Genomic DNA, 23305 nt, shown 5'->3' on the forward strand with positions numbered 1-23305 from the left:
GAACGCCGTCAGGGTCGTGCGCCGGGTCCGGGAACGCCCAGGAGGACGCCGCGCATCGAGTCCACCTGCGCGCGCAGCGCCGTGACGACCGCGGCCACCTCCCGCCGCTGCGCGGCCTCGGGCCGCACCACCATCCAGTACTCCAGCTGCACGGAGACGTCGTCGGGCAGCACCCGCACCAGGTCGGGCCGGGCGTCGGCGAGGAAGCAGGGGAGCAGGCCCAGCCCGGCGCCGGCGCAGGTGGCCTCGACGTGGACGAGCACGTTCGTCGAGCTGAGCCGGTCGGTCATGTCGGGCACCAGCACCCGCGCGAGGTCCAGATCGTCGACGGTGAGCATCGAGTCGATGAAGTAGACGAGCGGCCGCCCGGCCAGGTCGCGGGGTCGCTGCGGTGCCCCGTCGGCGGCGAGGTACTCCCGCGAGCCGTACAGGCCGAGCCGGTAGGGCGCGAGCAGCTCGGGTTCCACCCGGTAGGTCTCGGGCCGTCCTACGACGACCTCGACGTCCACGCCCGAGCGGGTCGACGGTGCGCGGCGCGTCACCGTCAGCAGGTCGACGGACAGCCGCGGGTGCGCCCGCCCCAGCTGCGCGATCGCGGGCGCGACGACGCGGGCGCTGAAGCCGTCGGTCGCGGCGATGCGGACCTTGCCGTGCAGGTCGTCGGCGGTGTCGGCGTCGAGGCCGTGCAGCACCGCCTCGATCCGCTCGGCGGCGCTCACCCCCGCTCGGCCCAGTTCGGTGAGCTCCCAGCCGGCGGCGCCGCGGGCGAGCAGCGGCCCGCCGAGCGCCTGCTCGAGGGCCGCGACCCGGCGCGAGGCGGTGGTGTGGTTGATGCCCAGCAGGTCGGCCGCGGCGGTGTACCGGCCGGTCCGCGCGACGGCCAGCAGGGTGAGCAGGCCGTCGGCGCTCGGCTCAGGAGTGTGCATGGATGCAGATCCGATCCGCGGATGTGGGCATTGTGTGTGCGATTTTATCCATACATACTGCGTTGAGCATGGCGTGCGTCACATCCGTTCGGCGCCGTGATCCGTCGCACAAGGAGTGGATATGACGCAGACCGACCTGGAGCAGCCGCGCGGGCTCCGGAAGATCGTCGCCGCGTCGATGGCCGGCACGGTCGTCGAGTGGTACGAGTTCTTCCTCTACGGCATCGCTGCCACGGTGGTGTTCAACAAGATCTTCTTCAAGGCCGGCGCGAGCGAGTACGACGCGATCATCGCCGCCTTCGTCACCTACGCCGTGGGCTTCGCGGCCCGCCCGGTCGGCGGCATCGTCTTCGGCCACCTCGGCGACAAGCTGGGCCGCAAGAAGCTCCTGCAGGTCTCGATCCTCATGGTCGGCGTCGCGACCTTCCTCATGGGCTGCCTGCCCACCTTCGACCAGATCGGCTACTGGGCGCCCTTCCTGCTCGTGGTCCTGCGCTTCATCCAGGGCTTCGCGGTCGGCGGCGAGTGGGGCGGCGCGGTGCTGCTCGTCGCGGAGCACAGCCCGAACAAGTCCCGCGGCTTCTGGGCGTCGTGGCCGCAGGCCGGCGTTCCGGGCGGCAACCTGGCCGCCACCGTCGTGCTGCTGATCCTGACCAACGCGCTGTCCGAGGCGGACTTCCTCGCGTGGGGCTGGCGCGTCGCGTTCTGGCTGTCGGCCGTGATCGTGCTGGTGGGCTACTACATCCGCACGCAGGTCGACGAGTCGCCGCTGTTCAAGGAGGCCCAGCAGGAGATCGCGAAGGAGAAGGCCGTCTCGTACGGCGTCGTCGAGGTCGTCAAGCGTTACCCCCGCGGCGTGCTCTCGGCGATGGGCCTGCGCTTCGGCGAGAACATCTTCTACTACCTCGTGGTCACCTTCTCGATCACCTACCTCAAGACCGTCGTGAAGATGGACACCTCCGACATCCTGATGTGGCTGCTCATCGCGCACGCCGTGCACTTCGCGGTCATGCCGCTGGCGGGCGCGCTCACCGACCGCGTCGGCCGCCGCCCCGTGTACTGGGTCGGCGCCGCCCTCGCCGCCACCTGGGGCTTCTTCGCCTTCCCGATGTTCGACACCGGCCACGGCGTGGTCGTGGTCGCCGCGGTCACGATCGGCCTGATGTTCCACGCCCTGATGTACGCGCCGCAGCCCGCGATCATGGCGGAGTCCTTCCCGACCCGGATGCGCTACTCGGGCGTCTCGGTCGCGGCGCAGGTCACCTCGGTCGTCGCCGGCTCGCTGGCGCCGATCATCGCGACCAAGCTGCTCAAGGACTTCGGCTCGTCGGTGCCCGTCGCGGTGTACCTCGCGCTCGCGTGCGGCATCACCTTCCTCGCGGTCTTCTTCGTCCGCGAGACCAAGGGCATCGACCTCGCCACGATCGACGAGGAGGACCGGGCGGCCCTGCAGGCCGAGCAGGCCACCGGGGCCCGCGCGTGAAGGCGATGGTGACCGGCGGCGCGGCGGGGATCGGGGCCGCCGTCGCGCACCGCCTCGCCGCCGACGGTGCCGCCGTCACCGTCGTCGATCGCGACGGCGCCGCCGCGGCGGCGCTGGCCGCGGAGATCGGCGGCACCGCGCTCGAGCTCGACCTCACCGACACGGCCGCCCTCGCGGACCTGAGCCTGGACGTCGATGTGCTCGTCAACAACGCGGGCGTGCAGCACGTCGCGCCGATCGAGGACTTCGACCCGGCCTGGTTCCACCGGATCCTCACGCTGATGTTGGAGGCGCCCTTCCTGCTGACCCGCGCGGCGCTGCCGGGCATGTACGAGCGCGGCTTCGGCCGGATCGTGCACGTCTCCTCGGTGCACGGGCTGCGGGCCTCGAAGTACAAGGCGGCCTACGTCGCGGCCAAGCACGGCGTGGAGGGCCTGTCCAAGGTCACTGCGCTCGAGGGCGGCGAGCACGGCGTCACCAGCAACTGCGTGAACCCGGGCTACGTGCGCACCGCACTGGTCGCGAAGCAGATCGCCGAGCAGGCCGCCGCGCACGGCATCACCGAGCAGCAGGTCACCGACGAGGTCTTCCTCGCGCGCCCCGCGATCAAGCGGCTCATCGAGCCCGACGAGGTAGCGGGCCTGGTCGCGTGGCTGTGCTCGCCCGGCGCCGCCATGGTCACCGGCGCCGCCTACACGATGGACGGCGGCTGGACCGCGAACTGATCCCCTGGCAGTCTCCTGGGAGTGCGCTCCTCGAGTTGGAGTGGCGCAGTCGCAACGGCTACCGTACGAAGGGCCTGTGACCAGGTATTGCTGTGGTGTAGTCAGGATTGTTGATCAGTGGGTGTGGACCAGACGATGAGCGAACGCGGCGTCGAGCCGACGCCTGAGCCCGTGGCGGCGACGCCCGCGCCCGAGCGGCCCGAGCCTGCGGCGGCACCGTCGAAGCCCAAGCGCGCCGGCGGGCACCTCTTCGAGCTCGACATCGTGCGCATCGTGACCTTCGCGGGCGTCATCTTCGACCACTGCGTCTCGGGCACGACGTTCCCGTTCAGCGTCGCCTCGAACGCGGTCCAGACGATCTTCCACTACACCCGCAACGCCTTCTTCGCGCTCACCGGCTTCGTGCTGGTGTACCAGTACCGCGACCGCAAGCTGGACCCGATCGACTTCTGGCGCCGCCGGTACAAGGCGGTGGGCCTGCCCTTCCTGACCTGGAGCATCTTCTACTGGCTCTATCACATGTACGTGATGTGGCCGCCGGCGTTCTCGAACATCTCGCGCACCTTCGAGACCTGGGAGTCGACGAAGGCCGCGCTCAAGGTGCTGGCGTACGACCTGTTCACCGGCGACGCCTGGTATCATCTCTACTTCGTCTTCGTGACGATGCAGGTGTACCTGATCTTTCCGTTCCTGCTGAAGTTCCTGCGCTGGACCATGGGCTATCACAAGTACGTCCTGGCGGCGAGCTTCGTCTTCCACCTGATCCTGCTGCACTACATGACCACCGCGCGCCCGGAGATGTTCAACTTCGGGCTCCTCGCGAAGCTGTGGAACCACCTGCCGGCGACGATCTTCCCGTACCAGTTCTTCACGCTGCTCGGCTGCATCGCGGCCATGCACATCGAGGAGGTGCGGGCCTGGTTCTCGCGCTTCCGCGGTCGCGTCATCACGATCGCGATCGGCGTCGTCATCGTCACGCTGATCGCGTACGGCTACAAGACCAGCATGGAGGGGATGTTCCCCACCGACGCGGCGAACGTCTTCCGCCCCTACGCCGCGGTGATGTTCGTGATGATCATCCTGGCTCTCTACGCGGCCGGCACCTGCTGGTCCGACTACCGGACCGCGGGCTCCTTCTGGGACAAGTTCCTCAAGACCGCCTCCGACCGGTCCTTCGGCATCTTCCTGGTGCACGCCTTCGCGCTACAGGAGCTGGCGCCCACGATCCAGCGCTTCCGGTTCGACGTCTACGCGCCGATCCTCACCATCTGCACGTTCATCGTGACCGCGTTCTTCACCGTGGCGATCAGCGAGGTGCTGCGCCGCACGCCCGTCAGCCTGTGGACCACGGGGCGCAAGATGATCCCGATGGCGAAGCAGAGCCTGAATGTGTCGATCGGCATCGGCGTCGCGATGATCGTGATCGGCGCGCTCTTCTACTGGCCGCTCGACGTGCCCGCCGGCGCCGTCTCGGTGACCCTGGGCGCGGTGCTGCTGGTCTGGCAGGGCCTCGGCCGCACGGTCTTCGCCGGCCCCGCGGGCGCGCGCCCGCTGCCCGCCAAGGCCTAGCTCGCGGCCCCGCCGGTTCCCGCTGAGGAATCGGCGGCCGCGATCAGCAGCTCGCCGCCGGTGCGCAGGAGCGCCTCGAGGTCCGCGTCGGGCCGCTGCAACCACTGGTCGTACGCGGAGAGCGCGACGCCCAGCGCCATCCACGCGATCGTCTGTGGTGTGTGGTCGCCGGGGGACAGGCCGAGGCGCCGCGCCGCGTGCTCCGCGATCACCTGCCGCCAGTCGGCGTACATGATCATCGAATGCGCCTGCAGCGCGGGCACGGTCAGCAGCAGGTGCATCCGGCGGCGATGGTGCTCGCGCTCGGACTCCGGCACCTGGTTGAAGGCGACGATGGCGTCGCGCAGCTCGGTGCCGAGCGTGCCCGTGCCGGCCGCGTCGTCCAGCAGCCCGCGCAAGCCTTCCAGATGGTCGTCGAACTCGCCCCAGGCGAGCGAGTTCTTCGAGGGGTAGTAGCGGAAGAGCGTGCGCCGGGCGATGCCCGCCGCGGCGGCGATGTCGTCGACGCTGGTCTCGTCGAAGCCGTTCTCGATGAACAGGTCGATCGCGACGCCGCTCAGGTGGCCCCGGGTGGTCGCGGAGGGGCGCCCGCCGAGCGGTCCGCTGCGTCCGCGAGGGGGCATCGTCGCCTGCCTTCTTCTCGTGAGTTCCCGCCGGTCGGGGGCTGTGCGCGATCGTACGTCAGGACCGATTCCGTCGAATCCCTATGATTTTGCACCGAGTGCCATTACTGTGTGACGGGAACCACAACAGCAAGCATGAGGAGGTTGGTTCACATGTCCGACAAGGAGACTGCGACGCAGGACGAGCTCGTGACGGAATCGTTGGTGGAGGAAGTATCCATCGACGGCATGTGCGGCGTGTACTGATGACCACCGCGCACGCGCCGGCTCCCGGCGGCCTCACGGCCGCCGGGGCCGACGCCCCCACCGTGTCCTTCGACCCCGACGCCCCCTGGGCGATCAACCCCCGCGTCGCGGTCCGGCCCGAGCCCTTCGGCGCGCTGCTCTACCACTTCGGCACCCGGAAGCTGTCGTTCCTCAAGAACCTCGTCGTCGTCGACGTGGTGCGGTCCCTGCACGAGCACCCGAGCGCCGCAGCCGCGCTCGACGCCGCGGGTATCGCCGCCGACGACCGCCCCCTGTACCTCCACGCGCTCGGCGCGCTCGCCCGCTCCGGGATGATCGTCCCGGCCACCGACCAGGAGTGAGAGACATGACCACCCTCGAACGGCCCCGCCCCGCCCCGGTCGGCCGCCTCGTCGACCAGTTCGAACGCGGCCTCGACGCCCCCATCTGCCTGACGTGGGAGCTCACCTACGCGTGCAACCTCGCCTGCGTGCACTGCCTTTCCAGCTCCGGCAAGCGCGACCCCCGCGAGCTCAGCACCGAGCAGTGCAAGGCCATCATCGACGAGCTGCAGCGCATGCAGGTCTTCTACGTCAACATCGGCGGCGGCGAGCCCACGGTGCGCCCCGACTTCTGGGAGCTCGTGGACTACGCGACCGCGCACCAGGTGGGCGTGAAGTTCTCCACCAACGGCCTGCGGATCAACGCGGAGGTCGCGCAGCGCCTCGCCGCCTCCGACTACGTCGACGTGCAGATCTCGCTCGACGGCGCCACCGCCGAGGTGAACGACGCCGTGCGCGGCGCCGGCTCCTTCGCCATGGCGATCACGGCCCTCGAGAACCTCTCCGCGGCGGGCTTCCGCGACGCGAAGATCAGCGTCGTGATGACCCGGCAGAACGTGGCGCAGCTCGACGAGTTCAAGGCCCTCGCCGACCGGTACGGCGCCACCCTGCGCATCACGCGCCTGCGCCCGTCGGGCCGCGGCGCCGACGTCTGGGACGACCTGCACCCCCTGCCCGAGCAGCAGCGCGAGCTGTACGACTGGCTCGTCGCGCACGGCGACGGCGTGCTCACCGGGGACTCCTTCTTCCATCTCTCCGCGTTCGGCGGGAACGACGGTGCCGGCGCCCTGCCCGGCCTCAACCTCTGCGGCGCGGGCCGCGTCGTGTGCCTCATCGATCCCGTCGGCGACGTCTACGCCTGCCCCTTCGCGATCCACGAGAACTTCCTGGCGGGCAACGTCACCGGCGACGGCGGCTTCCAGGAGGTGTGGCAGCGCTCCGAGCTGTTCCGCTCCCTGCGCGAGCCGCAGAGCGCCGGCGCGTGCACGCAGTGCAGCTTCTTCGACTCCTGCCGCGGCGGCTGCATGGCCGCGAAGTTCTTCACCGGCCTGCCGATGGACGGGCCGGACCCGGAATGCGTGCAGGGCTACGGCGAATCGCTGCTGGCGGGGGAGCGCACGAAACCCACTGCCAACAAGGACCACTCGCGCGGCGTGCCGCTCACGCTGATGACCCGGCCGCCGTCGCGCGACTGCGACGAGAACCCCCTCGCCGGGTTCGCCCCCACAAGCTCTCCGCGGCCATCGTCGTCGCTCGTGGCGCCTGGCGCGCCGAGCCCCGTTCTACCCCCCGCCACCGCCCGGTCCGCATCCGGCTGCTCCTGAAACCCGAGGAACACCACCATGTCCCGACTCTCCGCACTCGCCGAGCGCAACCCGTGGCGCCGCAATCCCTGGTTCGAGACCGTCCACGAGGCGCAGAACCGCGCCCGCAAGCGCCTGCCGCGCACGGTCTACTCGTCCCTCGTGGCGGGTACCCAGGGCGGCGTCACCGTCACCGACAACACCGAGGCCTTCGAGGAACTGGGCTTCGCCCCGCACGTCGTGGGAGCCAAGGCCGAGCGCAACCTCACCACCAAGGTGATGGGGCAGGAGCTGTCCTTCCCGGTGATGATCTCCCCGACGGGCGTCCAGGCCGTCGACCCCGACGGCGAGGTCGCCGTGGCCCGCGCCGCCGCCGCCCGCGGCACCGCAATGGGCCTGTCCAGCTTCGCCAGCAAGCCGGTGGAGGAGGTGACGGAGGTCAACGGGCAGATCTTCTTCCAGATCTACTGGCTCGGCAGCCGCGACGACATCCTGGCCCGCGCGCAGCGGGCCAAGGAGGCGGGCTGCCAGGGGCTCATCGTCACCACCGACTGGGTGTTCAACATCGGGCGGGACTGGGGCAGCCCCGAGATCCCCGAGAAGGTGGACCTCAAGGCGCTCGCGCGGCTCGCCCCCGAGATCGCCGCGAGGCCGCGCTACGCCCTCGACTGGATCCGCGACGGCCGGATCATCGTGCCCGACCTCACCGCGCCCAACCTGGTCGATCGCGGCGAGACCGGCCCCACCTTCTTCGGCGCCTACTACCAGTGGATGAACACCCCGCCGCCCACCTGGGAGGACCTGGAGTGGCTGCGCGAGCAGTGGGGCGGCGAGTTCATGGTCAAGGGCATCACCCGGCTCGACGACGCGAAGCGCGCCGTCGACATCGGTGCCACCGCCATCTCCGTCTCCAATCACGGCGGCAACAACCTCGACGGCACGCCCGCCACCATCCGCGTGCTCGGCCCGATCGCCGACGCCGTCGGGGGCGACGTCGACGTGCTGCTCGACGGCGGCATCCGCCGCGGCGCCGACGTGGTCAAGGCCCTCGCCCTCGGCGCCAAGGCCGTGATGATCGGCCGCGCCTACCTGTTCGGCCTCGCGGCCAACGGCCAGGCGGGCGTCGAGAACGTGCTCGACCTGCTCCGTATGGGCGTCGACTCGACGATGATGGGGCTCGGCCGCGCCGACGTGGCCGAGCTCAGCCGCGACGATCTCATCATCCCCGAGGGCTTCGAGCGCTCCTTCGGCGGCTGAGACCCGTGGCGACCGAGCTGAATTCGCTGACCTGGCCGGAGGTTCCCCCGGCCGGGTCGGTGCTCGTCGTCCCGGTCGGCTCCGTCGAACAGCACGGCCCGCACCTGCCGCTCGACACCGACACCCGCGTCGCCGCCGTGATCGCGCGGCGCGCCGTCGAGAGGCTCGCCTCCGCACCCGGGCCCGACGGTGCCGTCGTCCTCGCCCCCGCGCTGCCCTACGGCGCGTCCGGCGAGCACGAGGACTTCCCGGGCACGGTCTCGATCGGCACGGCCGCACTGGAACTCGTGCTGGTGGAGCTGGGGCGCAGCGCGTCCCGCTGGGCGGCGCGTATCGCCTTCGTCAACGGGCACGGCGGGAACCTCGACGCGCTGCGCGCCGCGACGGCGCTGCTGCGCTACGAGGGCCGCGACGCCGCGTGGTTCCCGTGCGTCTTCCCGGGCGGCGACGCCCACGCGGGGGAGACGGAGACCTCGGTGCTGCTCGCGCACGCCCCGGCGACGGTGCACGGGGACCGGATCGAGCCGGGGGAGACGGCGCCGATCGGTGAGCTCCTGGACCGGCTGCGCGCCGGCGGCGTGGCGGCGGTCGCGCCGAACGGTGTGCTCGGCGACCCGACCGCGGCCACCGCCGCGCGCGGCACGGAGCTGCTCGCCGGCGCGGTCGACCGCCTCGTCGGCGCACTCGGCCGGTGGACCGTCGGCGACGACGGGCGGTTGCGGTGATCGGCCCCGGATCCGCGCTCCTGCCGGGAGGATTCGCCGTCCGCCTCGACCCGGCGTGCCTGCGCCCCGGCCCGCGGCACCTGCTCGGCGGATCGCCGATGCGGCTGCTGACCCTGTCGTCCGCCGCCGCCGGGTTGATCGACGACCACGGCACCGTCACCGTCGGCGACGCCGCGACCGCGGGTCTCGCCCGGCGGCTGCTGGATTCCGGTGTCGCCGCGCCGATCGCCGCCGCCGAGGAGGGGGCCGCGGAGATCACCGTCGTGGTCCCCGTCCGCGATGATCAGGCCGGCGTCGACCGCCTGCTGCGCGCACTGCCCGGCCTGCCGGTCGTGGTCGTCGACGACGGCTCCACGGTCCCGATCCGCGTGCCCGGCGACCCCGTGCGGCTCCTCCGTCTCGAGGAGAACCGCGGACCCGCGCACGCCCGCAACCGCGGCGCCGCACTCGTCGCCACCGACCTCGTCGCCTTCCTCGACGCCGACACCGTGCCCCGGCCCGGCTGGGCCGACGTGCTCCGCGCACGGCTCGCCGACCCGACGGTGGCCGTGGCCGCGCCCCGCGTCGTCGGCCTCGAGCGTGCGCCGTGGACGCGACCCGTTGCGCGGTACGCGGGCCTGCACTCCAGCCTGGACATGGGGCCGCGGCCCGGCGCGGCACGGCCGGGGAACCCCGTCGCCTACGTGCCGTCGGCGGCGATGCTGGTCCGGCGCACCGCCTTCGAGGCCGTCGGCGGGTTCGACGACGACCTCCGGGTCGCCGAGGACGTGGACCTGTGCTGGCGCCTCGCCGCCGCCGGGTGGACGGTGCGGTACGAGCCCGCCGCGCGGGTGGGGCACGACCACCGGATCACGGCGCGGGCGCTGCTCGGCCGGCGCCGCTTCTACGGCACCGGCGCCGCGGAGCTGGCCCGCAGGCACGGCGCGCACGCCGCGCCGGTGGTCACCTCGGTCCCGGCGGCGCTCGCGGCCGTCGGCGTCCTGTCGGGGACCCGGACGGGGCTCGCGGGCGCCGCGGCGATCCACGGCTGGACCTTCGTGCGCCTGCGCGGCCGCTTGCGCGAGGTCCCCCGCGCCGACGCGGTCGCCGCACGGATCACCGCCCGCGCCGCGTACTTCGGCGCCCAGCAGGGGCTCGCGGCGCTGCTCCGGCACTACTGGCCGGCTACCGCGGCGGCGGCGCTCCTCTCGCGGCGGTTCCGGCGGCGAGTGCTGATCGCGGCCGCGGTGGAACCCGTCGTGACGTGGGCGGCCGCGGTGCGCCGGGAACCGTCGGCCCCGCACCCGGACCCCGTCACGTGGGCCGTGCTGCACCGCCTCGACGACCTCGCCTACGGCCTCGGCGTCTGGCAGGGGGCCGTGGCGCGCGGCGAGATCGGGGCCCTTCGGCCCAGGATCACCCGCTGACATGGCCGGCGGCGCGCGGCTCACCGCGGACACGGTCGTCGTGGGGGCGGGCAGCGCCGGCCTGGTGATCGCGCAGGCCCTGAGCGGCGACCGGGATGTCGTGCTGCTCGAGGGCGGGCCGATCGCCACGCCCGCCGCCGCCACGCGGCGTCTCACCGCTCTGCCCCTCGGCGGTGACCGCGTCCGGCGGTACCGCGAGTCCCGCGGTCGGGACGTGGTGCGCGGCAGGGGGCTGGGTGGTTCGGCCGTCGTCAACGGCGGCTACTTCCTGCGCGGTCACCGGAGCGACTACGCGGCGTGGCCGTGGCCGCAGGAGGGGATCGCCGTGGCGTTCGACCGCGTCGACGGCGGCGCCGCCGGAGGCGGCTTCATGCGGGTCTCGGAGTTCGCGGACGCCGAACTGGGAGCGGTGGCGAAGCGCTTCGAATCCTACTGGCGCGCGCAGGGTCTCGATTCGTCGTCGGCTGCGCCGTGGCCGGGGACCGGGCTCAACCGCGTCCGGTCCAACCGGCACGACGGCGGTCGCTGGACCGCGGCCGACGCGCTGCCGCCGTCGGCGAGCGGCACCACGCTCCTTCGCGCCACCGCGACCGCGCTGATCGAAGCCCGCGGTGCGATCGTGGGAGTGCACACGACGGCGGGGCGGATCGATGCCGCCGAGATCGTTCTCGCGGCGGGCACGCTGGGGTCGGGCGCCCTGCTGTCGCCGTGGACGGGGCCCCTGGGAACGTTCGAGCATCCCGAGCGCATCGTCCGGTTCACCCCGCGTGCGCCCCTGCGGCGGGTCCCGCTCCTGCAGACGGTCCTCCACACCGCGGACGGACTCGAACTCCGCTGCTACGGCGACGACTTCGCGTCCTACATCCCGGGCGTGGGGCGTCGCGGGGTACCGGTGGGGATCGCCGACATGAGTCGCCCGACCCGCGGCGTGCTCGCGCCGAGCGGCGCCCTCGACCTCGGCGAGCCCGACGCGGAGTCCCGGGCGCGGATGGCGCGCGGCGTGGACCAGGTCGTCGCCATGCTCGGCTCGCCCGCGTTCGCGGACGTCGTGGCGCCGGGCTCGATCGTCGTCGATCCGGTCGTCGGCGTGTCCTCGCACGCCTGGGGAACGCTGCCGCTCGGGGAGCGCGTCGATGCCGGGGGACGGATCGACGGCGTCGACGGAGTGCGGGTCGTCGACGGCTCGGTCCTGCCCGAGCTCCTGCGGAGCGGCCCGCACGCGAGCATCCTCGCCGCGGCGTCGCTGATCGCCGAGACGATCCGCGCCGAATGATCAAGGAGCGGGGAAGCTACCGGCCGGCGGCCGCCGCCTCGAACAGCCAGGACATCACCAGCGCACCGGGATCCGGCACGCCGATCACGGCGTCGCCGAGGTAGCTGGCCCGGCCGCGCGAGGCGGTGCTGTCCGCCGTCGCCGCCACGCCCTGCGCCGCCGCGGCCGCCGCGTCCGCGAGCGAGCCGCCGCCGTCGAGCACATCGGCGGCGGGGGAGATCGCGTCCACCACCGTCTTGTCGCCGACCCGGGCGCGGCCCAGCTCGACCACCGCGTCGAGCCCGGCGCGCACGCCCCGCGCGAAGCCGGCACCGTCGGCCTGCAGGGCCCGGCCGAGCTCGGTGAAGAAGGTCCCGAAGACGGCGCCGGAGGTGCCGCCCGCGCGCACCAGGTACGACGTAGACATCGCGTCGAGGACCTCCCCGTCCGTGCCGCGGAGGGGGAGCGGGAAGTGGCCGAGCGCCGCGGCCATGTTGGTGCCGAAGTCGCCGTCGCCGGCCTTGCGGTCCAGCTCCGTCAGCTCGTCCACCGACCGCTGCACGCGGCCGACGAAGTCCGAGAGCCAGACGTTCGGCTCGCCGCTGTCGGCGGAGTCGTCCGGCCGGGATTGCGCGAGCGGGTCGAGGTACGACGGCGCCGTGGCCGCGTTCGGCCAGCCCGGCGCGGACGTCGGCGCGTCCCACAGCGCGACGAGCTCGTCGTCGAGGGGGACCACCGTGAGGGAGGCGCCGGCCATGTCGAGGGCGGTGACGAGCCGCCCGACCAGCGAGCGTGCGACCTCGATCCCGCGCTCGCCGAGCTGCTTGACCGCCTCGGCGAAGAGCACGCCGGTCTCCAGGTCGGTGACCGCGCCCAGGTTGTTGACGACGACCAGCGCGCGGTCGCCGGAGCCGAGGCCGGTGCCGGGCAGGATCCGCGCCAGCAGGTCGGTGACGATCTCCTCGGCGGCGGTCGCGGGCCGCTCGTCGCGGGCGCGCTCGCCGTGGATGCCGACGCCGAAGGCCATGTGCCCGGCGGGCAGGTCGAACGAGGGGGCGTCGGAGCCCGGCACGTTGCAGGCGGAGAAGGAGACGGCCATGGAGCGGGCGCGCGCCGCGGCCCGGCGGCCGACCGCGGCCACCTCCGCGAGCGACGATCCCCGGTCGGCGGCCGCGCCGCAGATCTTCTCCACGATGACCGTGGCCGCGGTGCCGCGCCGCCCGGGGCCGGAGGTGTCCTCGGTGGCGACGTCGTCGTCGACCAGCACGACCTCGGTGGCGACGGCCGGCGCGTCGCCGTCGGGGGCGCCGACGAGGCGGCGGGCGACGGCGAAGTTCATCACGTCGCCGGTGTAGTTCTTCACCACGTGCACGACGCCCGCACCGGTGTCCACCGCGCGGGTCGCGGCCGCCACCTGCACGGCGTTGGGGGAGGTGAAGATCAGGCCCGGGCAGGCCGCGTCGAGCATGCCCGCGCCGATCAGCCCGACGTGCATCGGCTCGTGCCCGGAGCCGCCGCCGGAGACGACGGCGACGCCGGAGGCCCGGGGCGTGCGGCGGGCGACGAAGCCCGCGTCGTGCCAGGCCGCGTCGGGGTGGGCCGCGAGGACGCCCCGCAGCCCGTCGGTGAAGAGGGATCCGGCGGAGTTCTCGAAGCGCGCGCGATGGGTCACGGCTTCACGTTAGCGAGGTATGTGCAACTCCGCGTGGCCTTCCCGGATGACCGTGAACGCCGACGTGGGGAACTTGGCGAAGGTGAAGGTGGGGTCGAGGATCTGCGCCGCCTCGGCGAGCCCGGGATCGTGGCCCACCACGAGCACCGTCGTCGCGTCGCCCCGTTCCGCCTCCACGATGTCGAGGATCTCGGCGCCCGTCGCCCCGTACAGCGCGGGCAGGTGGCGCACCGGCGCGTCGACGGCGGCCCGCTCCAGCGTCGCCTGCGCGCGCTCGGCGGTCGAGCACAGCACCAGGTCCACGTCGTGCCCGTACCGGCGGATCGCCTTGCCGGCGAGCCCGGCCTGCCGGACGCCGCGCGGCGCCAGCGGGCGGTCGTGATCCTTCACCTTGTCGGGGTAGGCGGACTTGCCGTGCCGCAGCAGGATCAGGGTGTCCATATCGGACACCCTACGGGGTGAACCAGGACAGCATCCGTCCCGAACCGGGCGCCGCCGGGCCGTCGTCGAGGTCCAGCAGCACGACGGTGCCCGGCGCGAAGCCGGGGAGCTCCGCGCCCGGGTCGAGTTGCGCCGCCGCCTCGGGGAGGCCGGGGAAGTGCGCCACCACCAGCAGCACGTCGACGTCGCCGGGGACGCCGTTGATCTCGTCCAGCACGCGGCGGCCCGGGCACTCGTAGAGCTCCTCGGTCGCCGTCATCGGGCAGCGCAGGTCCATCGCGTGGAAGGTCTCGACGGTGCGCCGCGCGGACGAGACGAGCGCGTGACCGGGTTCGAGGCCCTGCTCGGCGAGCCAGGCCGCGGACCGTCGGGCCTGGTCGCGACCGTTCGCGCTGATCGGGCGGGCCTCGTCGGGGATCGACACGCCCGACTCGCCGTGTCGCATGAGCGCCAGCACCGTCATGCCCCGATCTTGCCCTGCCGGGAATGCGTACATTGGTGACATGGCTGGAAAAGAGCTCGATCCCGCGCGCAAGAAGGCCGCGCTGGACGTCGTGAAGCAGCACCCGGGGATGGTCGCGGCGATGGCCGCGCCCGCGCTGGTGGTCGTCGCCGTCGGCTGGTTCATCGGTGGTGCGGGCCTCGGCCTGCTCCTGCTGGTGGCGTTCGGCGTGCTCGGCGCCGTCGGCCTGTCGCGGCTGCTGCGCGCCCGGTAGTCGTGCGGGTCGACGCCTGGCTGTGGGCGGTGCGGCTGACCAAGACTCGGTCGGCCGCCGCCACGGCTTGCCGTGGCGGGCACGTGCGCGTCAACGGCGCCACCGCCAAACCGGCTCAGCACATCGTGGTGGGCGACGAGGTGCGGCTGCGGCTCGCCGGACGGGAGCGGATCGTCGAGGTCGCGACCCTCATCCCCAAGCGGGTCGGCGCGCCCGTCGCCGCCACCTGCTACCTCGACCACAGCCCGCCGCCCCCGCCCCGGGAGATCGTGCTGTCCATGCCGCAGCGCGATCGGGGTGCGGGACGCCCCACCAAGCGCGAGCGACGCGAGACCGACCGGCTGCTGGGGCGCGAATGACGGCGCCGATGCAGGCGCGCGTGCGTCGCGCGGCGCCCGGCGACGCCGGCGCCGTGGCCGCGCTCGCGGCACGCACCTTCCCGCTGGCGTGCCCGCCCACGCTGGCGCGCGAGCACGTCGCGGACTTCGTGGCGACGCACCTCAGCGAGGCCGAGTTCGACCGCCACCTGGCCGATCCCGACCACCGGGTCCTCGTGGTCGACGGTGCCGACGGCCCCGTCGGGTACGTCCTGGTGCTGCACGGCGCGCACGACGAGGGGCCCGCGGCGCTGCGCGGCGCACCGTCGGCCTACCTGTCCAAGCTCTACGTGGACCCGGACCACCACGGCGGCGGGGTCGCCCGCGCCCTGCTCGACGCCGTCCGCGCCGACGCCGCGGGCCTGCCCGTGTGGCTCGGCGTGAACGCCGACAACGCCCGGGCCAAGCGGTTCTACGCCAAGTCGGGGTTCGTGACGGCGGGGGTGCGCGAGTTCACCGTCGGCGGAACGACCTTCGTCGACGACGTGCTCGTCCTCGAGGACTCCCTGGGGGAGTAGAGGCGGGTGTTCTCGTCGCGGCCGCGCAGCTCCAGCTCGTCCGTGAACCGCCAGTGCTGCGACTCGGCCTCGCGGGCGCCCATGATCGCCGGCTCGGACGCCACCGGCAGCGAGGTGTCGCGCTTGGCGACCTCGGACAGGCGCGCCGACTCGTTGACCGGGTCGCCGATCACGGTGTACTCGTAGCGTTCGATCGCGCCGACGTTGCCCGCCACGACCACGCCGTAGGAGACCCCGATCCCGGCCCGCAGGTCCGGCACCGCCGCGGGCAGGCGGTCCGCGATGAGCCGCGAGGTGCGCAGGGCCCCGCCCGCCGGATCCGGGTGCGGCAGCGGCGCGCCGAAGACCGCGAGCACCGCGTCGCCCTCGAACTTGTTGACCAGGCCGTCGTTCTCCTCGACGGCGGTCACGATGACCTCGAAGAACCGGTTGAGCAGCTCGACCACCTCGGTCGCGGGCCGCTGCCGTGCCAGCGTCGTCGAGCCCACGACGTCGATGAAGAGCACGCCGACGACCTCCTCGGAACCGCCGAGCTGGACGCCCCAGCCGAGCGCCGCTTCCGCGACGTCGCGGCCCACGTGCCGGCCGAACAGGTCCCGCAGCCGCTCCCGCTCGGCGAGGCCGGTGGTCATCTCGTTGAACCCGGCCTGCAGCTCGCCCATGTCGGAGCCGTCGAAGATGCGCACGGCTACGTCGGTCTCGCCGTCGCGGACGCGGCGGATCGCGCCGCCGAGGACGCGCAGGGGCGCGATCAGGGCGTCGATGTTGAGCAGGCTGATGAGCGGTCCGGTGAGCAGCGCGATCGCGGCCAGTGCCGCGACGGCGACGAAGATGTCGAGCTTGGTGGTGTCGTCGCGGAAGGTGCCGAACAGCACCACGAGGAAGATGCCCAGGATCGGCACGCCCGAGCCGATCGCCCAGGCGGTGGCGGCCCGCATCCGCAGCCGGCCCTTGCGCGGTGCGCGGTACCCGGCCTCCAGCGCCGCCGCGGCCGCGGGGCGCAGCGCGAACTCCGTGATCTGGTACGAGATGGCGCACACGACGACCCCGGACAGGCCCGTGACCAGCGCGATCTTGGGGATCAGGTCGGGGTTGATGGCGCCGTAGCCGACGGTCATCACGACGGTGCCGACGCCCCACAGCAGCGCCTCCAGGGCGGTCAGGCGCCACGGCCCGACGATCGCCGCCTTCGCCTGCGCCGCGTTCGGCTCCTCGCGGCGGATCGACCAGCGCAGCGACCGGACCAGCCGGACGGTGCCGATCGTCGCGCCGAGCACGAAGGCGATCCCGATGTACAGCGGCACCACCAGGTAGTTCATCCACCAGGCGTCCCACGGGATCGACGGCTCCGGGATGCCGACGGTGGCCAGCGCGATGGCCAGGCCGACGCCGATGAGGTTGGCGACAACCACGCCGATGGTGATCACCAGCTGCACCCGGACGCGGGTCAGGCGGGAGCTGTCGTCGGCCGACCCCAGGAGGATCGAACCGTAGTCGGCGCGGAGCCGGGGCAGCTTCATGCTGCTAAGTTACCGGGTCATCACCGCCAGACGGGGGCGCGTTTCTCCAGGAACGCCGTCATACCCTCCTGCGCGTCCGGGATCATCGCGTTGGTCGCCATCACCTCGGCCATCGCGGCGTAGGCGTCCGGCTCGGTCCGATCGACCTGGTCGTAGAAGGCGCGCTTGCCGATCGCCAGCGTTGCGCCGCTGGATTCCGCGATGCGGTGCGCCAGGCCGGTGACGGTCGCCTCGAGCTGGTCGGCGGGGACGGCGGCGTTGATCAGGCCCCACTCGACCGCGGTCTCGGCGTTGATCATCTCGCCGGTCAGCAGCATCTGCATCGCGCGCTTGCGGCCGACGGCCCGGGTGAGCGGGATCATCGGCGTCGAGCAGAACAGCCCGATCTTCACGCCGGGCGTCGAGAACCGCGCGTCGGAGGTCGCGATCGCCAGGTCGCAGGTCGCCACGAGCTGGCAGCCGGCGGCCAGCGCCATGCCCTGCACCTGCGCGATCACGGGCTGCCGCACGCGGTGCACCGCGGCCATGAGGTCGGTGCAGGCGACGAAGATCTCGCGCTCCTCGTCGAGGGTGCGGCCGACCATCTCGCTCAGGTCGTGGCCCGCCGAGAACGCCGGCCCCTCGGCGCGGATCACGATGACCCGCACCGCGGGGTCGGCGTCGAAGGCGCCCAGCGCGGCGGTGGCCGCCCGCATCGTGGCGAGCGAGAGGGGGTTACGCCGCCCGGCGGCCCCGAGGGTGAGGACCCCCAGGCCGCCGGCGACGTGCGTGCGAATCGGTGCGGCGTCCGTCATCCCTCGACGGTAACGACTACACCTCGCCGGACGCGAGAAGTTCGTCGAGCTTGGCGTAGCCGTCGTTGACGCCCTTCTCCATGCCGCTGGCCAGCATGCCGTCGCGGCTCTCGAAGCTGTCGAGCAGCGAGACCGAGTGCATCCGCGTGCGGCCGTCGCCGAGGTCCTCGAAGGTCATGGTCTCGAGCGACACCGCGTCGGGCCACTCGTCGAAGGTGAAGGTCTGCACGATCCGGTCCTCTCGAACGTCGTGGAAGCTGCCGTGGAACGAGTAGCGCTCGTCGCCACGGGTGTTGTTGTACGCCCAGCTGCCGCCGGTGCGCGCGTCCCAGTGCACGATCTCGGTGGCGATGTCCGACGGTCCCACCCAGCGCGCGTAGAGCTCGGGGTCGGTGTGCGCGCGGAACAACTGCGCGGGGGTCGCCTGGAAGTCGCGGGTGATGGTGATGCTGGGCAGGGTGGCGGAGGCCTCGATGGCGGCCTCGGCGTTGACGATGGTCATGATGCTGCTCCTTCTTCGGTGGGGTTGGGGTTCTCTTGTGCGTTCAATTCGGCCAGCACCGCGTCGAGGCGCTGGTAGCGCTGTTCGGCGCGGCGCCGGTACCGCTCGATCCACCCGTTCATGAGGTCGAAGACCTCCGCCTCCAGGTGGGCGGGCCGCGCCTGGGCGCGGCGGGTCCTGCTGATCAGGCCGGCGTTCTCGAGCACCGTGAGGTGTTTCGAGACGGCCTGGATGCTCACGTCGTAGCGCTCCGCGATCTCCGTGAGCGTGGCGTCGCCGTCCGAGAGGCGGGCGACGATGTCGCGCCGCGTGGGGTCCGCGAGTGCCGCGAACGCCTTGGACAGGTCGTCGGTGTCGTCGTTCGTGGTGCACCCCCTTCGTGTTCAACCAATCTGTTGAATACGACGGTACGCCCTCTCCTCCCGTTGTTCAACCCCTGAGTTGAAAAAGGTTCGACATGACGGTCCGCGGCGCGCAGGGCCGATGCCGGTGCTAAGAACGACGCATGCGATCAGCCGTCCGCACCGCGCCCCGCGTCCTCCTCGTGCTGCTCGCGATGCTGCTCGTCGTCGCGCCGCTGCCGGCGCAGGCCGACCCGGTGCCGCCGTCGGGCGGGGTCCTGCGGGTGGGCACCGAGGGCGTCTACCAGGTGTACAGCTACCACGACGATGCCGGGAAGCTCACGGGCTACGACGTCGAGATGATCACCGCCATCGCCGATAAGGCCGGGATGCGGGTGGAGTTCGTGGAGACGCCCTGGGACTCGATGTTCTCCGCGCTGGAGGCGAACCGGCTGGACCTGGTGGCGAACCAGGTCGCCGCGAGTCCCGCCCGCGCCGCCAAGTACGACCTGTCCGACTCGTACAGCACGGCGAGCGGATCGATCCTGGTCCGCAAGGACGACGATGCGGTGAAGTCCCTGGACGACATCCGCGGCAGGCTCGCCGCCCAGAGCTCCACGAGCAGCTGGTCCGGCGTCGCGGAGAAGGCGGGCGCGCGGATCGAGCCGGTCGCGGGATTCACCGAAGCGGCGACGTTGCTCGCGCAGGGCCGCGTGGACGTAGTGGTCAACGACACGGGCGTGATCCGCAACTACCTCGCGGTCAACCACACCGCGCCGGTGAAGATCGCCGCCGAGACCCCCGACAAGTCCGAGTCGGTGTTCGCGGCCCGCAAGGGATCCGGGCTCATGCCGGCGATCAACCGCGGCCTCGCCGAGATCCGAGCCGACGGCACCGCCGAACGGATCTCGCAGAAGTACTTCGGCGCGGACAGTGCCGCGCCGAAGCAGTCCACCACCTGGGACCTGGTGCGGCGCAGCCTGGTTCCGCTGCTGGAGGCCATGGTCACGAAGACCCTGCCGCTCACCGCGATCAGCTTCGCGATCGGACTCGTCCTCGCGCTGGCCGTCGCGCTCGCGCGGATGTCCGCCCGGCGCCTGCTCCGCGCGCTGGCGACGGTCTACATCTCGGTGATCCGCGGCACGCCGCTGCTGGTGCAGCTGGTGATCATCTTCTACGGCCTGCCCGCGCTCGGCCTGGTCTTCGATCCCTTCTTCGCGGCGGTGATCGCCTTCTCGCTCAACGTGGGCGGCTACGCGGCGGAGATCATCCGCGCCGCGATCGGCGCGGTGCCGCGCGGGCAGTGGGAGGCGGCCACCACGATCGGTATGGACTACAGCACCGCGCTGCGCCGGATCATCCTGCCGCAGGCCGCCCGCACCGCGACCCCGCCGCTCGCGAACACGCTGCTCTCGCTCGTCAAGGACACCTCGCTGGCGTCCACCATCCTCGTGACCGAGGTGTTCCGGCAGGCGCAGATCGCCGCGGCACCCACGTTCGACTTCCTCGTCATGTACGTGGTCGCCGCCTGCTACTACTGGGTGGTCTGCCAGCTGCTGAGCGTGCTGCAGTCGCACCTCGAGAACCGATTCGAAAGGTACGTGGCGCGATGACCGACCTGATCTCGGTGCGCGGTCTGACCAAGTCCTTCGGCGAGGTGGAGGTGCTGCGTGGCATCGACTTCGCCGTCCCGGAGGGCACGGTCACGGTCATCATCGGGCCGTCCGGATCCGGGAAGACGACGGTGCTCCGCTCGCTCAACGCGCTCGAGTTGCCGGACGGGGGCACCGTCACCGTCGGCGACGCGACGGTGGACTTCGGGGCCGGCACGCCCGGCAAGGCCGAACTGTCGCGCTACCGCGCGCAGAGCGCGATGGTCTTCCAGTCGCACAACCTCTTCCCGCACTTCACCGCGCTGCGGAACGTGACCGAGGGGCCCGTCGTCGTGCAGAAGCGCCCGGCGGCCGAGGTCGAGGCGGAGGCACGGGAGCTGCTCGCGCGGGTCGGGCTGAAGGACCACGCCGACAAGTACCCGCACCAACTCTCGGGCGGGCAGCAGCAGCGCGTCGGGATCGCGCGGGCCCTCGCGCTGCGGCCACGGGTCGTGCTGTTCGACGAGCCCACCTCGGCGCTCGACCCCGAGCTGGTCGGCGACGTCCTCACCGTGATGCGCGACCTGGCGACCGAGGGCCGCACGATGGTGGTGGTGACGCACGAGATGGCCTTCGCCCGCGAGGTCGCCGACCAGGTGCTGTTCGTCGACCGCGGCACCGTCCTCGAGGCGGGCCGCCCCGCCGACGTGATCGGCGCCCCGCAGCACGCGCGCACGCGGGAGTTCCTCGACCGCATCCTGCGCCCGCTGTAGGGCGGAAACCGGGTCGCGGGCGCACCGCACGGGTCTCTACGCTCGACGACATGGCGCATGCACGCAGACCGGTGACCACCGAGGCGGAGCTCCGGGCCGTGGTGCCCGAGCCGATCCCGCGGATCCGCGACAAGGCCCGCCCCGAACTGCACGAGGTGCACCGGCTGTTCCTCGCGGCCGCGCGGCTCTACTTCGTCGCCACGTCGGGCCCGAGTGGGCTCGACGTCTCGCCGAAGGGCGATCCGGCGGGCGGCGTCCTCGTGCTGGACGACCGGACGATCGCGCTGCCCGACCGGCCGGGGAACCGCCGCGTGGACGGCCTGCGGAACCTCCTCGTCGATCCGCGCATCGCGCTCGAGTTCGTCATCCCCGGACGCGGCGACACGCTGCGCGTCAACGGAACCGCGGCGGTGCTCGCCGACGCGCCCTACGCACCCCGGATGGCTGTGGGGGAGAAGCTGCCCCAGCTCATCGTCGAGGTCGCGATCGACGAGGTCTTCTTCCACTGCAGCAAGGCCTTCCTCCGCTCGGAGGCGTGGGACCCGTCGACCTGGGCGACGACGGACGACGACCGCGGGGTGCCCCGGCGCGCCGTGATCGCCAAAACGTTGGAGCGCCCGGACGACTCGCTCGAGGAACTGGACCGCTACTACGGAGAGGGATACGGGCGTGAGCTCTACTGAACGCATGCACCGCTTCCGCCAGGTCGACGTCTTCTCCTCCGAACCGCTCATGGGCAATCCGGTGGCGGTGGTGCACGACGCCGACGACCTCGCCGACGAGCAGATGGCGGCGTTCGCACGCTGGACCAACCTCAGCGAGACCACCTTCCTGCTCCGCCCGACGGACCCGGCGGCCGACTACCGGCTCCGGATCTTCACACCCGGCGGCGAGCTGCCCTTCGCCGGGCACCCGACGCTGGGCAGTGCCCACGCGTGGCTGGAGGACGGCGGCGTCCCGGCGACGGCCGGCACCGTCGTGCAGGAGTGCGGCGCCGGCCTGGTGCGCCTGCGCCGCGGGTCGACGCTCGCCTTCGCCGCGCCGCCGCTCGTCCGCAGCGGCCCCGCGGACGCGGACACCGTCGACCGGATCGCCGCGGGCCTGCGAGTCCCGGCCGGAGAGATCCTCGCCGCCGAATGGGTGGACAACGGCCCCGGCTGGGTGGCCGCGCGGCTGCGGAACGCGGACGCGGTCCTCGCTGTGCGGCCCGACTTCGCGGCGATGGGGGAGCTCAACGTCGGTGTGGTGGGCCGGTATCCGGCGGGCGGCGACGCGGACGTCGAGGTCCGCGCCTTCTGCCCGTCCCTCGCGGTGCCGGAGGATCCGGTGACGGGCTCGCTCAACGCCGGTCTGGCGCAGTGGCTGATCGGCACCGGTGAGCTGCCGGAGCGCTACACCGCGTCCCAGGGCACCGCGCTCGGCCGCCGCGGCCGCGTGCACGTCGAACGGGACGGCGACACGATCTGGATCGGCGGCGCCACGAGCACCACGATCCGCGGCGAGCTCAATCTGGCGTGATCAATCCTCGATCGCCGAGCCGATGCCGTACGTCGCCGCCCCGGCGCGCAGCCGGGCGTCGAAGGTCGCCACGGCCACCGCGCCGGTCCCGTCCTCTGCCGCGTCGACGGCGGTGAGGATCACCGCGGCGTCGGGGAGCTTCACGCGCGCGTCGTGCCGGATCCGCGCCAGGCGCGGGGCGAAGGACGGGGGAAGGTCACGTCGTCGGAGACCGAGATCCGCGAGTTCCGTTTCGGCGCTGCCCACCTCGCCGCTGCGGACTGCGCCCACGAGGTACTCGGCCACGGTCAACTCGCTCGCGGCGATCTCGTCGCCCCGGCCGATCGCGCCGAGCACCACAGCGGATGCCTTGCCGTGGAAAGGATCGTCGTCCTTGAAGAACGCGATGAGCACGCTCGCGTCGAGGACGACTACTCCGGCCACTCGGACCTCAGCTCCTCGAGGTAGCCGTCCGGGAACCATTTCGTGCGACTGCCCGCGAGTCGCGTCGCGACCGCGAGGCGCCGCTCGATCTCGCTGTCCGACGACTCCTCGACGGCCTCCGCACCTGCGGCGATCAGCTCGCGCAGCAGGCGCGACGGGCTCTCGGCGTGCGCCGGCCACCGCCGTCGGGCGATCTCCAGCGCTCGCGTGACCTCGGGGGTCTCCGTGATCGCGTGGCGCGGTCGGGTCGTGGGCATACCCGAGTGTAACACCGGAGAACGA

28 protein-coding genes are annotated in these 23305 nt (G+C 72.4%); 17 read left to right on the plus strand and 11 right to left on the minus strand.

The annotated features are described in order from the left end of the window. Positions 1 to 8: 8 nt before the first annotated feature. Positions 9 to 926, minus strand: coding sequence for a LysR family transcriptional regulator (locus tag WFK95_RS03520; protein ID WP_336669884.1), 918 nt, complete (start codon positions 924 to 926; stop codon positions 9 to 11). A gap of 121 nt (positions 927 to 1047) precedes the next feature. Here WFK95_RS03520 and WFK95_RS03525 point away from each other — a divergent pair, with 121 nt between their 5' ends. The 3 genes from WFK95_RS03525 to WFK95_RS03535 all read left to right on the plus strand — a co-directional run bounded on the left by WFK95_RS03525 (position 1048) and on the right by WFK95_RS03535 (position 4703). Next, positions 1048 to 2409: an MFS transporter gene (locus tag WFK95_RS03525; RefSeq protein WP_224646845.1), complete on the plus strand. Its 1362-nt coding sequence runs from the start codon at positions 1048 to 1050 to the stop codon at positions 2407 to 2409. Positions 2410 to 2414: 5 nt separating this feature from the next. Beyond that, a complete protein-coding gene (locus tag WFK95_RS03530) occupies positions 2415 to 3134 on the plus strand; it encodes a 3-hydroxybutyrate dehydrogenase (RefSeq protein ID WP_336670137.1) in 720 nt (239 codons plus the stop codon). A 135-nt stretch (positions 3135 to 3269) separates the two neighbouring features. Further along, positions 3270 to 4703, plus strand: coding sequence for an acyltransferase (locus tag WFK95_RS03535; RefSeq protein WP_336669885.1), 1434 nt, complete (start codon positions 3270 to 3272; stop codon positions 4701 to 4703). Here WFK95_RS03535 and mftR read toward each other — a convergent pair. Further along, positions 4700 to 5326, minus strand: coding sequence for a mycofactocin system transcriptional regulator (mftR, locus tag WFK95_RS03540; RefSeq protein WP_336669886.1), 627 nt, complete (start codon positions 5324 to 5326; stop codon positions 4700 to 4702). The genes WFK95_RS03535 and mftR overlap by 4 nt on opposite strands. Positions 5327 to 5479: 153 nt before the next feature. On the opposite strand from mftR, the gene mftA reads away from it, so the two are divergent. From mftA to mftG, 7 genes are read left to right on the plus strand one after another with little or no spacing between them, the layout of a single operon-like run. Beyond that, entirely contained in the window at positions 5480 to 5572 is a 93-nt protein-coding gene (gene mftA / locus WFK95_RS03545; RefSeq protein ID WP_114515824.1) for a mycofactocin precursor MftA, read from the plus strand. Beyond that, entirely contained in the window at positions 5572 to 5913 is a 342-nt protein-coding gene (gene mftB / locus WFK95_RS03550; RefSeq protein WP_336669887.1) for a mycofactocin biosynthesis chaperone MftB, read from the plus strand. Before mftA ends, mftB begins: the two co-directional genes overlap by 1 nt. A gap of 5 nt (positions 5914 to 5918) precedes the next feature. Beyond that, positions 5919 to 7217, plus strand: coding sequence for a mycofactocin radical SAM maturase (gene mftC / locus WFK95_RS03555; RefSeq protein WP_336669888.1), 1299 nt, complete (start codon positions 5919 to 5921; stop codon positions 7215 to 7217). A gap of 18 nt (positions 7218 to 7235) precedes the next feature. Then, entirely contained in the window at positions 7236 to 8453 is a 1218-nt protein-coding gene (gene mftD, locus WFK95_RS03560; RefSeq protein ID WP_336669889.1) for a pre-mycofactocin synthase MftD, read from the plus strand. Beyond that, positions 8450 to 9178, plus strand: a complete 729-nt coding sequence (mftE, locus tag WFK95_RS03565; protein WP_336670138.1) for a mycofactocin biosynthesis peptidyl-dipeptidase MftE — start codon at positions 8450 to 8452, stop codon at positions 9176 to 9178. Before mftD ends, mftE begins: the two co-directional genes overlap by 4 nt. After that, positions 9175 to 10584, plus strand: a complete 1410-nt coding sequence (gene mftF / locus WFK95_RS03570; protein WP_336669890.1) for a mycofactocin biosynthesis glycosyltransferase MftF — start codon at positions 9175 to 9177, stop codon at positions 10582 to 10584. Before mftE ends, mftF begins: the two co-directional genes overlap by 4 nt. Position 10585: 1 nt before the next feature. Beyond that, positions 10586 to 11857 carry a mycofactocin system GMC family oxidoreductase MftG gene (mftG, locus tag WFK95_RS03575; protein WP_336669891.1) on the plus strand — a complete coding sequence of 424 codons (1272 nt, stop codon included), beginning with the start codon at positions 10586 to 10588 and terminating at the stop codon, positions 11855 to 11857. Between the two features lie 16 nt (positions 11858 to 11873). Here mftG and WFK95_RS03580 read toward each other — a convergent pair whose 3' ends face one another. From WFK95_RS03580 to WFK95_RS03590, 3 genes are read right to left on the minus strand one after another with little or no spacing between them, the layout of a single operon-like run. Beyond that, positions 11874 to 13508 (minus strand): dihydroxyacetone kinase family protein, encoded by a 1635-nt coding sequence (locus tag WFK95_RS03580; protein ID WP_336669892.1) that lies wholly within the window; start codon positions 13506 to 13508, stop codon positions 11874 to 11876. 9 nt (positions 13509 to 13517) lie between these two features. Beyond that, entirely contained in the window at positions 13518 to 13949 is a 432-nt protein-coding gene (locus tag WFK95_RS03585) for a SixA phosphatase family protein (protein ID WP_224646854.1), read from the minus strand. Between the two features lie 10 nt (positions 13950 to 13959). Next, on the minus strand, positions 13960 to 14412 hold the full coding sequence (locus WFK95_RS03590) for a SixA phosphatase family protein (RefSeq protein ID WP_224646855.1): 453 nt from the start codon (positions 14410 to 14412) through the stop codon (positions 13960 to 13962). A 40-nt stretch (positions 14413 to 14452) separates the two neighbouring features. Between WFK95_RS03590 and WFK95_RS03595 the strand changes: the two genes are divergently transcribed. The 3 genes from WFK95_RS03595 to WFK95_RS03605 are packed head-to-tail and all read left to right on the plus strand — an operon-like array spanning position 14453 to position 15560. Further along, positions 14453 to 14665 carry a hypothetical protein gene (locus tag WFK95_RS03595; protein WP_068524038.1) on the plus strand — a complete coding sequence of 71 codons (213 nt, stop codon included), beginning with the start codon at positions 14453 to 14455 and terminating at the stop codon, positions 14663 to 14665. Between the two features lie 2 nt (positions 14666 to 14667). After that, positions 14668 to 15024, plus strand: coding sequence for an RNA-binding S4 domain-containing protein (locus WFK95_RS03600; protein WP_224646856.1), 357 nt, complete (start codon positions 14668 to 14670; stop codon positions 15022 to 15024). Next, the gene (locus WFK95_RS03605) at positions 15021 to 15560 is read left to right on the plus strand and encodes a GNAT family N-acetyltransferase (RefSeq protein ID WP_336669893.1); all 540 of its coding nucleotides are present in this window, start codon (positions 15021 to 15023) and stop codon (positions 15558 to 15560) included. Before WFK95_RS03600 ends, WFK95_RS03605 begins: the two co-directional genes overlap by 4 nt. On the opposite strand, the gene WFK95_RS03610 is transcribed toward WFK95_RS03605, so the two are convergent. The 4 genes from WFK95_RS03610 to WFK95_RS03625 are packed head-to-tail and all read right to left on the minus strand — an operon-like array spanning position 15455 to position 18720. Further along, positions 15455 to 17080, minus strand: coding sequence for an adenylate/guanylate cyclase domain-containing protein (locus WFK95_RS03610; protein ID WP_224646860.1), 1626 nt, complete (start codon positions 17078 to 17080; stop codon positions 15455 to 15457). The two genes, WFK95_RS03605 and WFK95_RS03610, sit on opposite strands and share 106 nt — an antisense overlap. 20 nt (positions 17081 to 17100) lie before the next feature. Beyond that, positions 17101 to 17874 (minus strand): enoyl-CoA hydratase, encoded by a 774-nt coding sequence (locus WFK95_RS03615; RefSeq protein ID WP_336669894.1) that lies wholly within the window; start codon positions 17872 to 17874, stop codon positions 17101 to 17103. Positions 17875 to 17890: 16 nt separating this feature from the next. Further along, entirely contained in the window at positions 17891 to 18376 is a 486-nt protein-coding gene (locus tag WFK95_RS03620; RefSeq protein ID WP_336669895.1) for an SRPBCC family protein, read from the minus strand. Beyond that, complete coding sequence (locus WFK95_RS03625; protein ID WP_336670139.1) at positions 18373 to 18720, minus strand: ArsR/SmtB family transcription factor; 348 nt, start codon at positions 18718 to 18720, stop codon at positions 18373 to 18375. Before WFK95_RS03625 ends, WFK95_RS03620 begins: the two co-directional genes overlap by 4 nt. Positions 18721 to 18881: 161 nt before the next feature. Between WFK95_RS03625 and WFK95_RS03630 the strand changes: the two genes are divergently transcribed. From WFK95_RS03630 to WFK95_RS03645, 4 genes are read left to right on the plus strand one after another with little or no spacing between them, the layout of a single operon-like run. Then, the gene (locus WFK95_RS03630; protein ID WP_336669896.1) at positions 18882 to 20330 is read left to right on the plus strand and encodes an ABC transporter substrate-binding protein/permease; all 1449 of its coding nucleotides are present in this window, start codon (positions 18882 to 18884) and stop codon (positions 20328 to 20330) included. Then, positions 20327 to 21082 carry an amino acid ABC transporter ATP-binding protein gene (locus tag WFK95_RS03635; protein WP_304941276.1) on the plus strand — a complete coding sequence of 252 codons (756 nt, stop codon included), beginning with the start codon at positions 20327 to 20329 and terminating at the stop codon, positions 21080 to 21082. Before WFK95_RS03630 ends, WFK95_RS03635 begins: the two co-directional genes overlap by 4 nt. 50 nt (positions 21083 to 21132) lie before the next feature. Beyond that, the gene (locus WFK95_RS03640; RefSeq protein ID WP_336669897.1) at positions 21133 to 21765 is read left to right on the plus strand and encodes an MSMEG_1061 family FMN-dependent PPOX-type flavoprotein; all 633 of its coding nucleotides are present in this window, start codon (positions 21133 to 21135) and stop codon (positions 21763 to 21765) included. A gap of 4 nt (positions 21766 to 21769) precedes the next feature. Continuing rightward, entirely contained in the window at positions 21770 to 22600 is an 831-nt protein-coding gene (locus WFK95_RS03645) for a PhzF family phenazine biosynthesis protein (RefSeq protein WP_336670140.1), read from the plus strand. On the opposite strand, the gene WFK95_RS03650 is transcribed toward WFK95_RS03645, so the two are convergent. Both WFK95_RS03650 and WFK95_RS03655 read right to left on the minus strand, forming a co-directional pair. Next, positions 22601 to 23023 carry a type II toxin-antitoxin system VapC family toxin gene (locus tag WFK95_RS03650; RefSeq protein ID WP_336669898.1) on the minus strand — a complete coding sequence of 141 codons (423 nt, stop codon included), beginning with the start codon at positions 23021 to 23023 and terminating at the stop codon, positions 22601 to 22603. It abuts the gene before it with no gap. Beyond that, positions 23011 to 23280, minus strand: a complete 270-nt coding sequence (locus tag WFK95_RS03655) for a hypothetical protein (RefSeq protein ID WP_224646866.1) — start codon at positions 23278 to 23280, stop codon at positions 23011 to 23013. Before WFK95_RS03655 ends, WFK95_RS03650 begins: the two co-directional genes overlap by 13 nt. Positions 23281 to 23305 lie beyond the last annotated feature (25 nt).

This window comes from Tsukamurella sp. USMM236 (genome assembly GCF_037148755.1).
Taxonomy (GTDB): Bacteria; Actinomycetota; Actinomycetes; order Mycobacteriales; family Mycobacteriaceae; genus Tsukamurella.

Bases quoted from the DNA above. Each gene is read 5' to 3' on its own strand.
- WFK95_RS03520 (WP_336669884.1), bottom strand. From the start codon at position 926: ATGCACACTCCTGAGCCGAGCGCCGACGGCCTGCTCACCCTGCTGGCC.
- WFK95_RS03525 (WP_224646845.1), top strand. From the start codon at position 1,048: ATGACGCAGACCGACCTGGAGCAGCCGCGCGGGCTCCGGAAGATCGTC.
- WFK95_RS03530 (WP_336670137.1), top strand. From the start codon at position 2,415: ATGGTGACCGGCGGCGCGGCGGGGATCGGGGCCGCCGTCGCGCACCGC.
- WFK95_RS03535 (WP_336669885.1), top strand. From the start codon at position 3,270: ATGAGCGAACGCGGCGTCGAGCCGACGCCTGAGCCCGTGGCGGCGACG.
- mftR (WP_336669886.1), bottom strand. From the start codon at position 5,326: ATGCCCCCTCGCGGACGCAGCGGACCGCTCGGCGGGCGCCCCTCCGCG.
- mftA (WP_114515824.1), top strand. From the start codon at position 5,480: ATGTCCGACAAGGAGACTGCGACGCAGGACGAGCTCGTGACGGAATCG.
- mftB (WP_336669887.1), top strand. From the start codon at position 5,572: ATGACCACCGCGCACGCGCCGGCTCCCGGCGGCCTCACGGCCGCCGGG.
- mftC (WP_336669888.1), top strand. From the start codon at position 5,919: ATGACCACCCTCGAACGGCCCCGCCCCGCCCCGGTCGGCCGCCTCGTC.
- mftD (WP_336669889.1), top strand. From the start codon at position 7,236: ATGTCCCGACTCTCCGCACTCGCCGAGCGCAACCCGTGGCGCCGCAAT.
- mftG (WP_336669891.1), top strand. From the start codon at position 10,586: ATGGCCGGCGGCGCGCGGCTCACCGCGGACACGGTCGTCGTGGGGGCG.
- WFK95_RS03585 (WP_224646854.1), bottom strand. From the start codon at position 13,949: ATGGACACCCTGATCCTGCTGCGGCACGGCAAGTCCGCCTACCCCGAC.
- WFK95_RS03590 (WP_224646855.1), bottom strand. From the start codon at position 14,412: ATGACGGTGCTGGCGCTCATGCGACACGGCGAGTCGGGCGTGTCGATC.
- WFK95_RS03595 (WP_068524038.1), top strand. From the start codon at position 14,453: ATGGCTGGAAAAGAGCTCGATCCCGCGCGCAAGAAGGCCGCGCTGGAC.
- WFK95_RS03605 (WP_336669893.1), top strand. From the start codon at position 15,021: ATGACGGCGCCGATGCAGGCGCGCGTGCGTCGCGCGGCGCCCGGCGAC.
- WFK95_RS03610 (WP_224646860.1), bottom strand. From the start codon at position 17,080: ATGAAGCTGCCCCGGCTCCGCGCCGACTACGGTTCGATCCTCCTGGGG.
- WFK95_RS03615 (WP_336669894.1), bottom strand. From the start codon at position 17,874: ATGACGGACGCCGCACCGATTCGCACGCACGTCGCCGGCGGCCTGGGG.
- WFK95_RS03620 (WP_336669895.1), bottom strand. From the start codon at position 18,376: ATGACCATCGTCAACGCCGAGGCCGCCATCGAGGCCTCCGCCACCCTG.
- WFK95_RS03630 (WP_336669896.1), top strand. From the start codon at position 18,882: ATGCGATCAGCCGTCCGCACCGCGCCCCGCGTCCTCCTCGTGCTGCTC.
- WFK95_RS03635 (WP_304941276.1), top strand. From the start codon at position 20,327: ATGACCGACCTGATCTCGGTGCGCGGTCTGACCAAGTCCTTCGGCGAG.
- WFK95_RS03640 (WP_336669897.1), top strand. From the start codon at position 21,133: ATGGCGCATGCACGCAGACCGGTGACCACCGAGGCGGAGCTCCGGGCC.
- WFK95_RS03645 (WP_336670140.1), top strand. From the start codon at position 21,770: ATGCACCGCTTCCGCCAGGTCGACGTCTTCTCCTCCGAACCGCTCATG.
- WFK95_RS03655 (WP_224646866.1), bottom strand. From the start codon at position 23,280: ATGCCCACGACCCGACCGCGCCACGCGATCACGGAGACCCCCGAGGTC.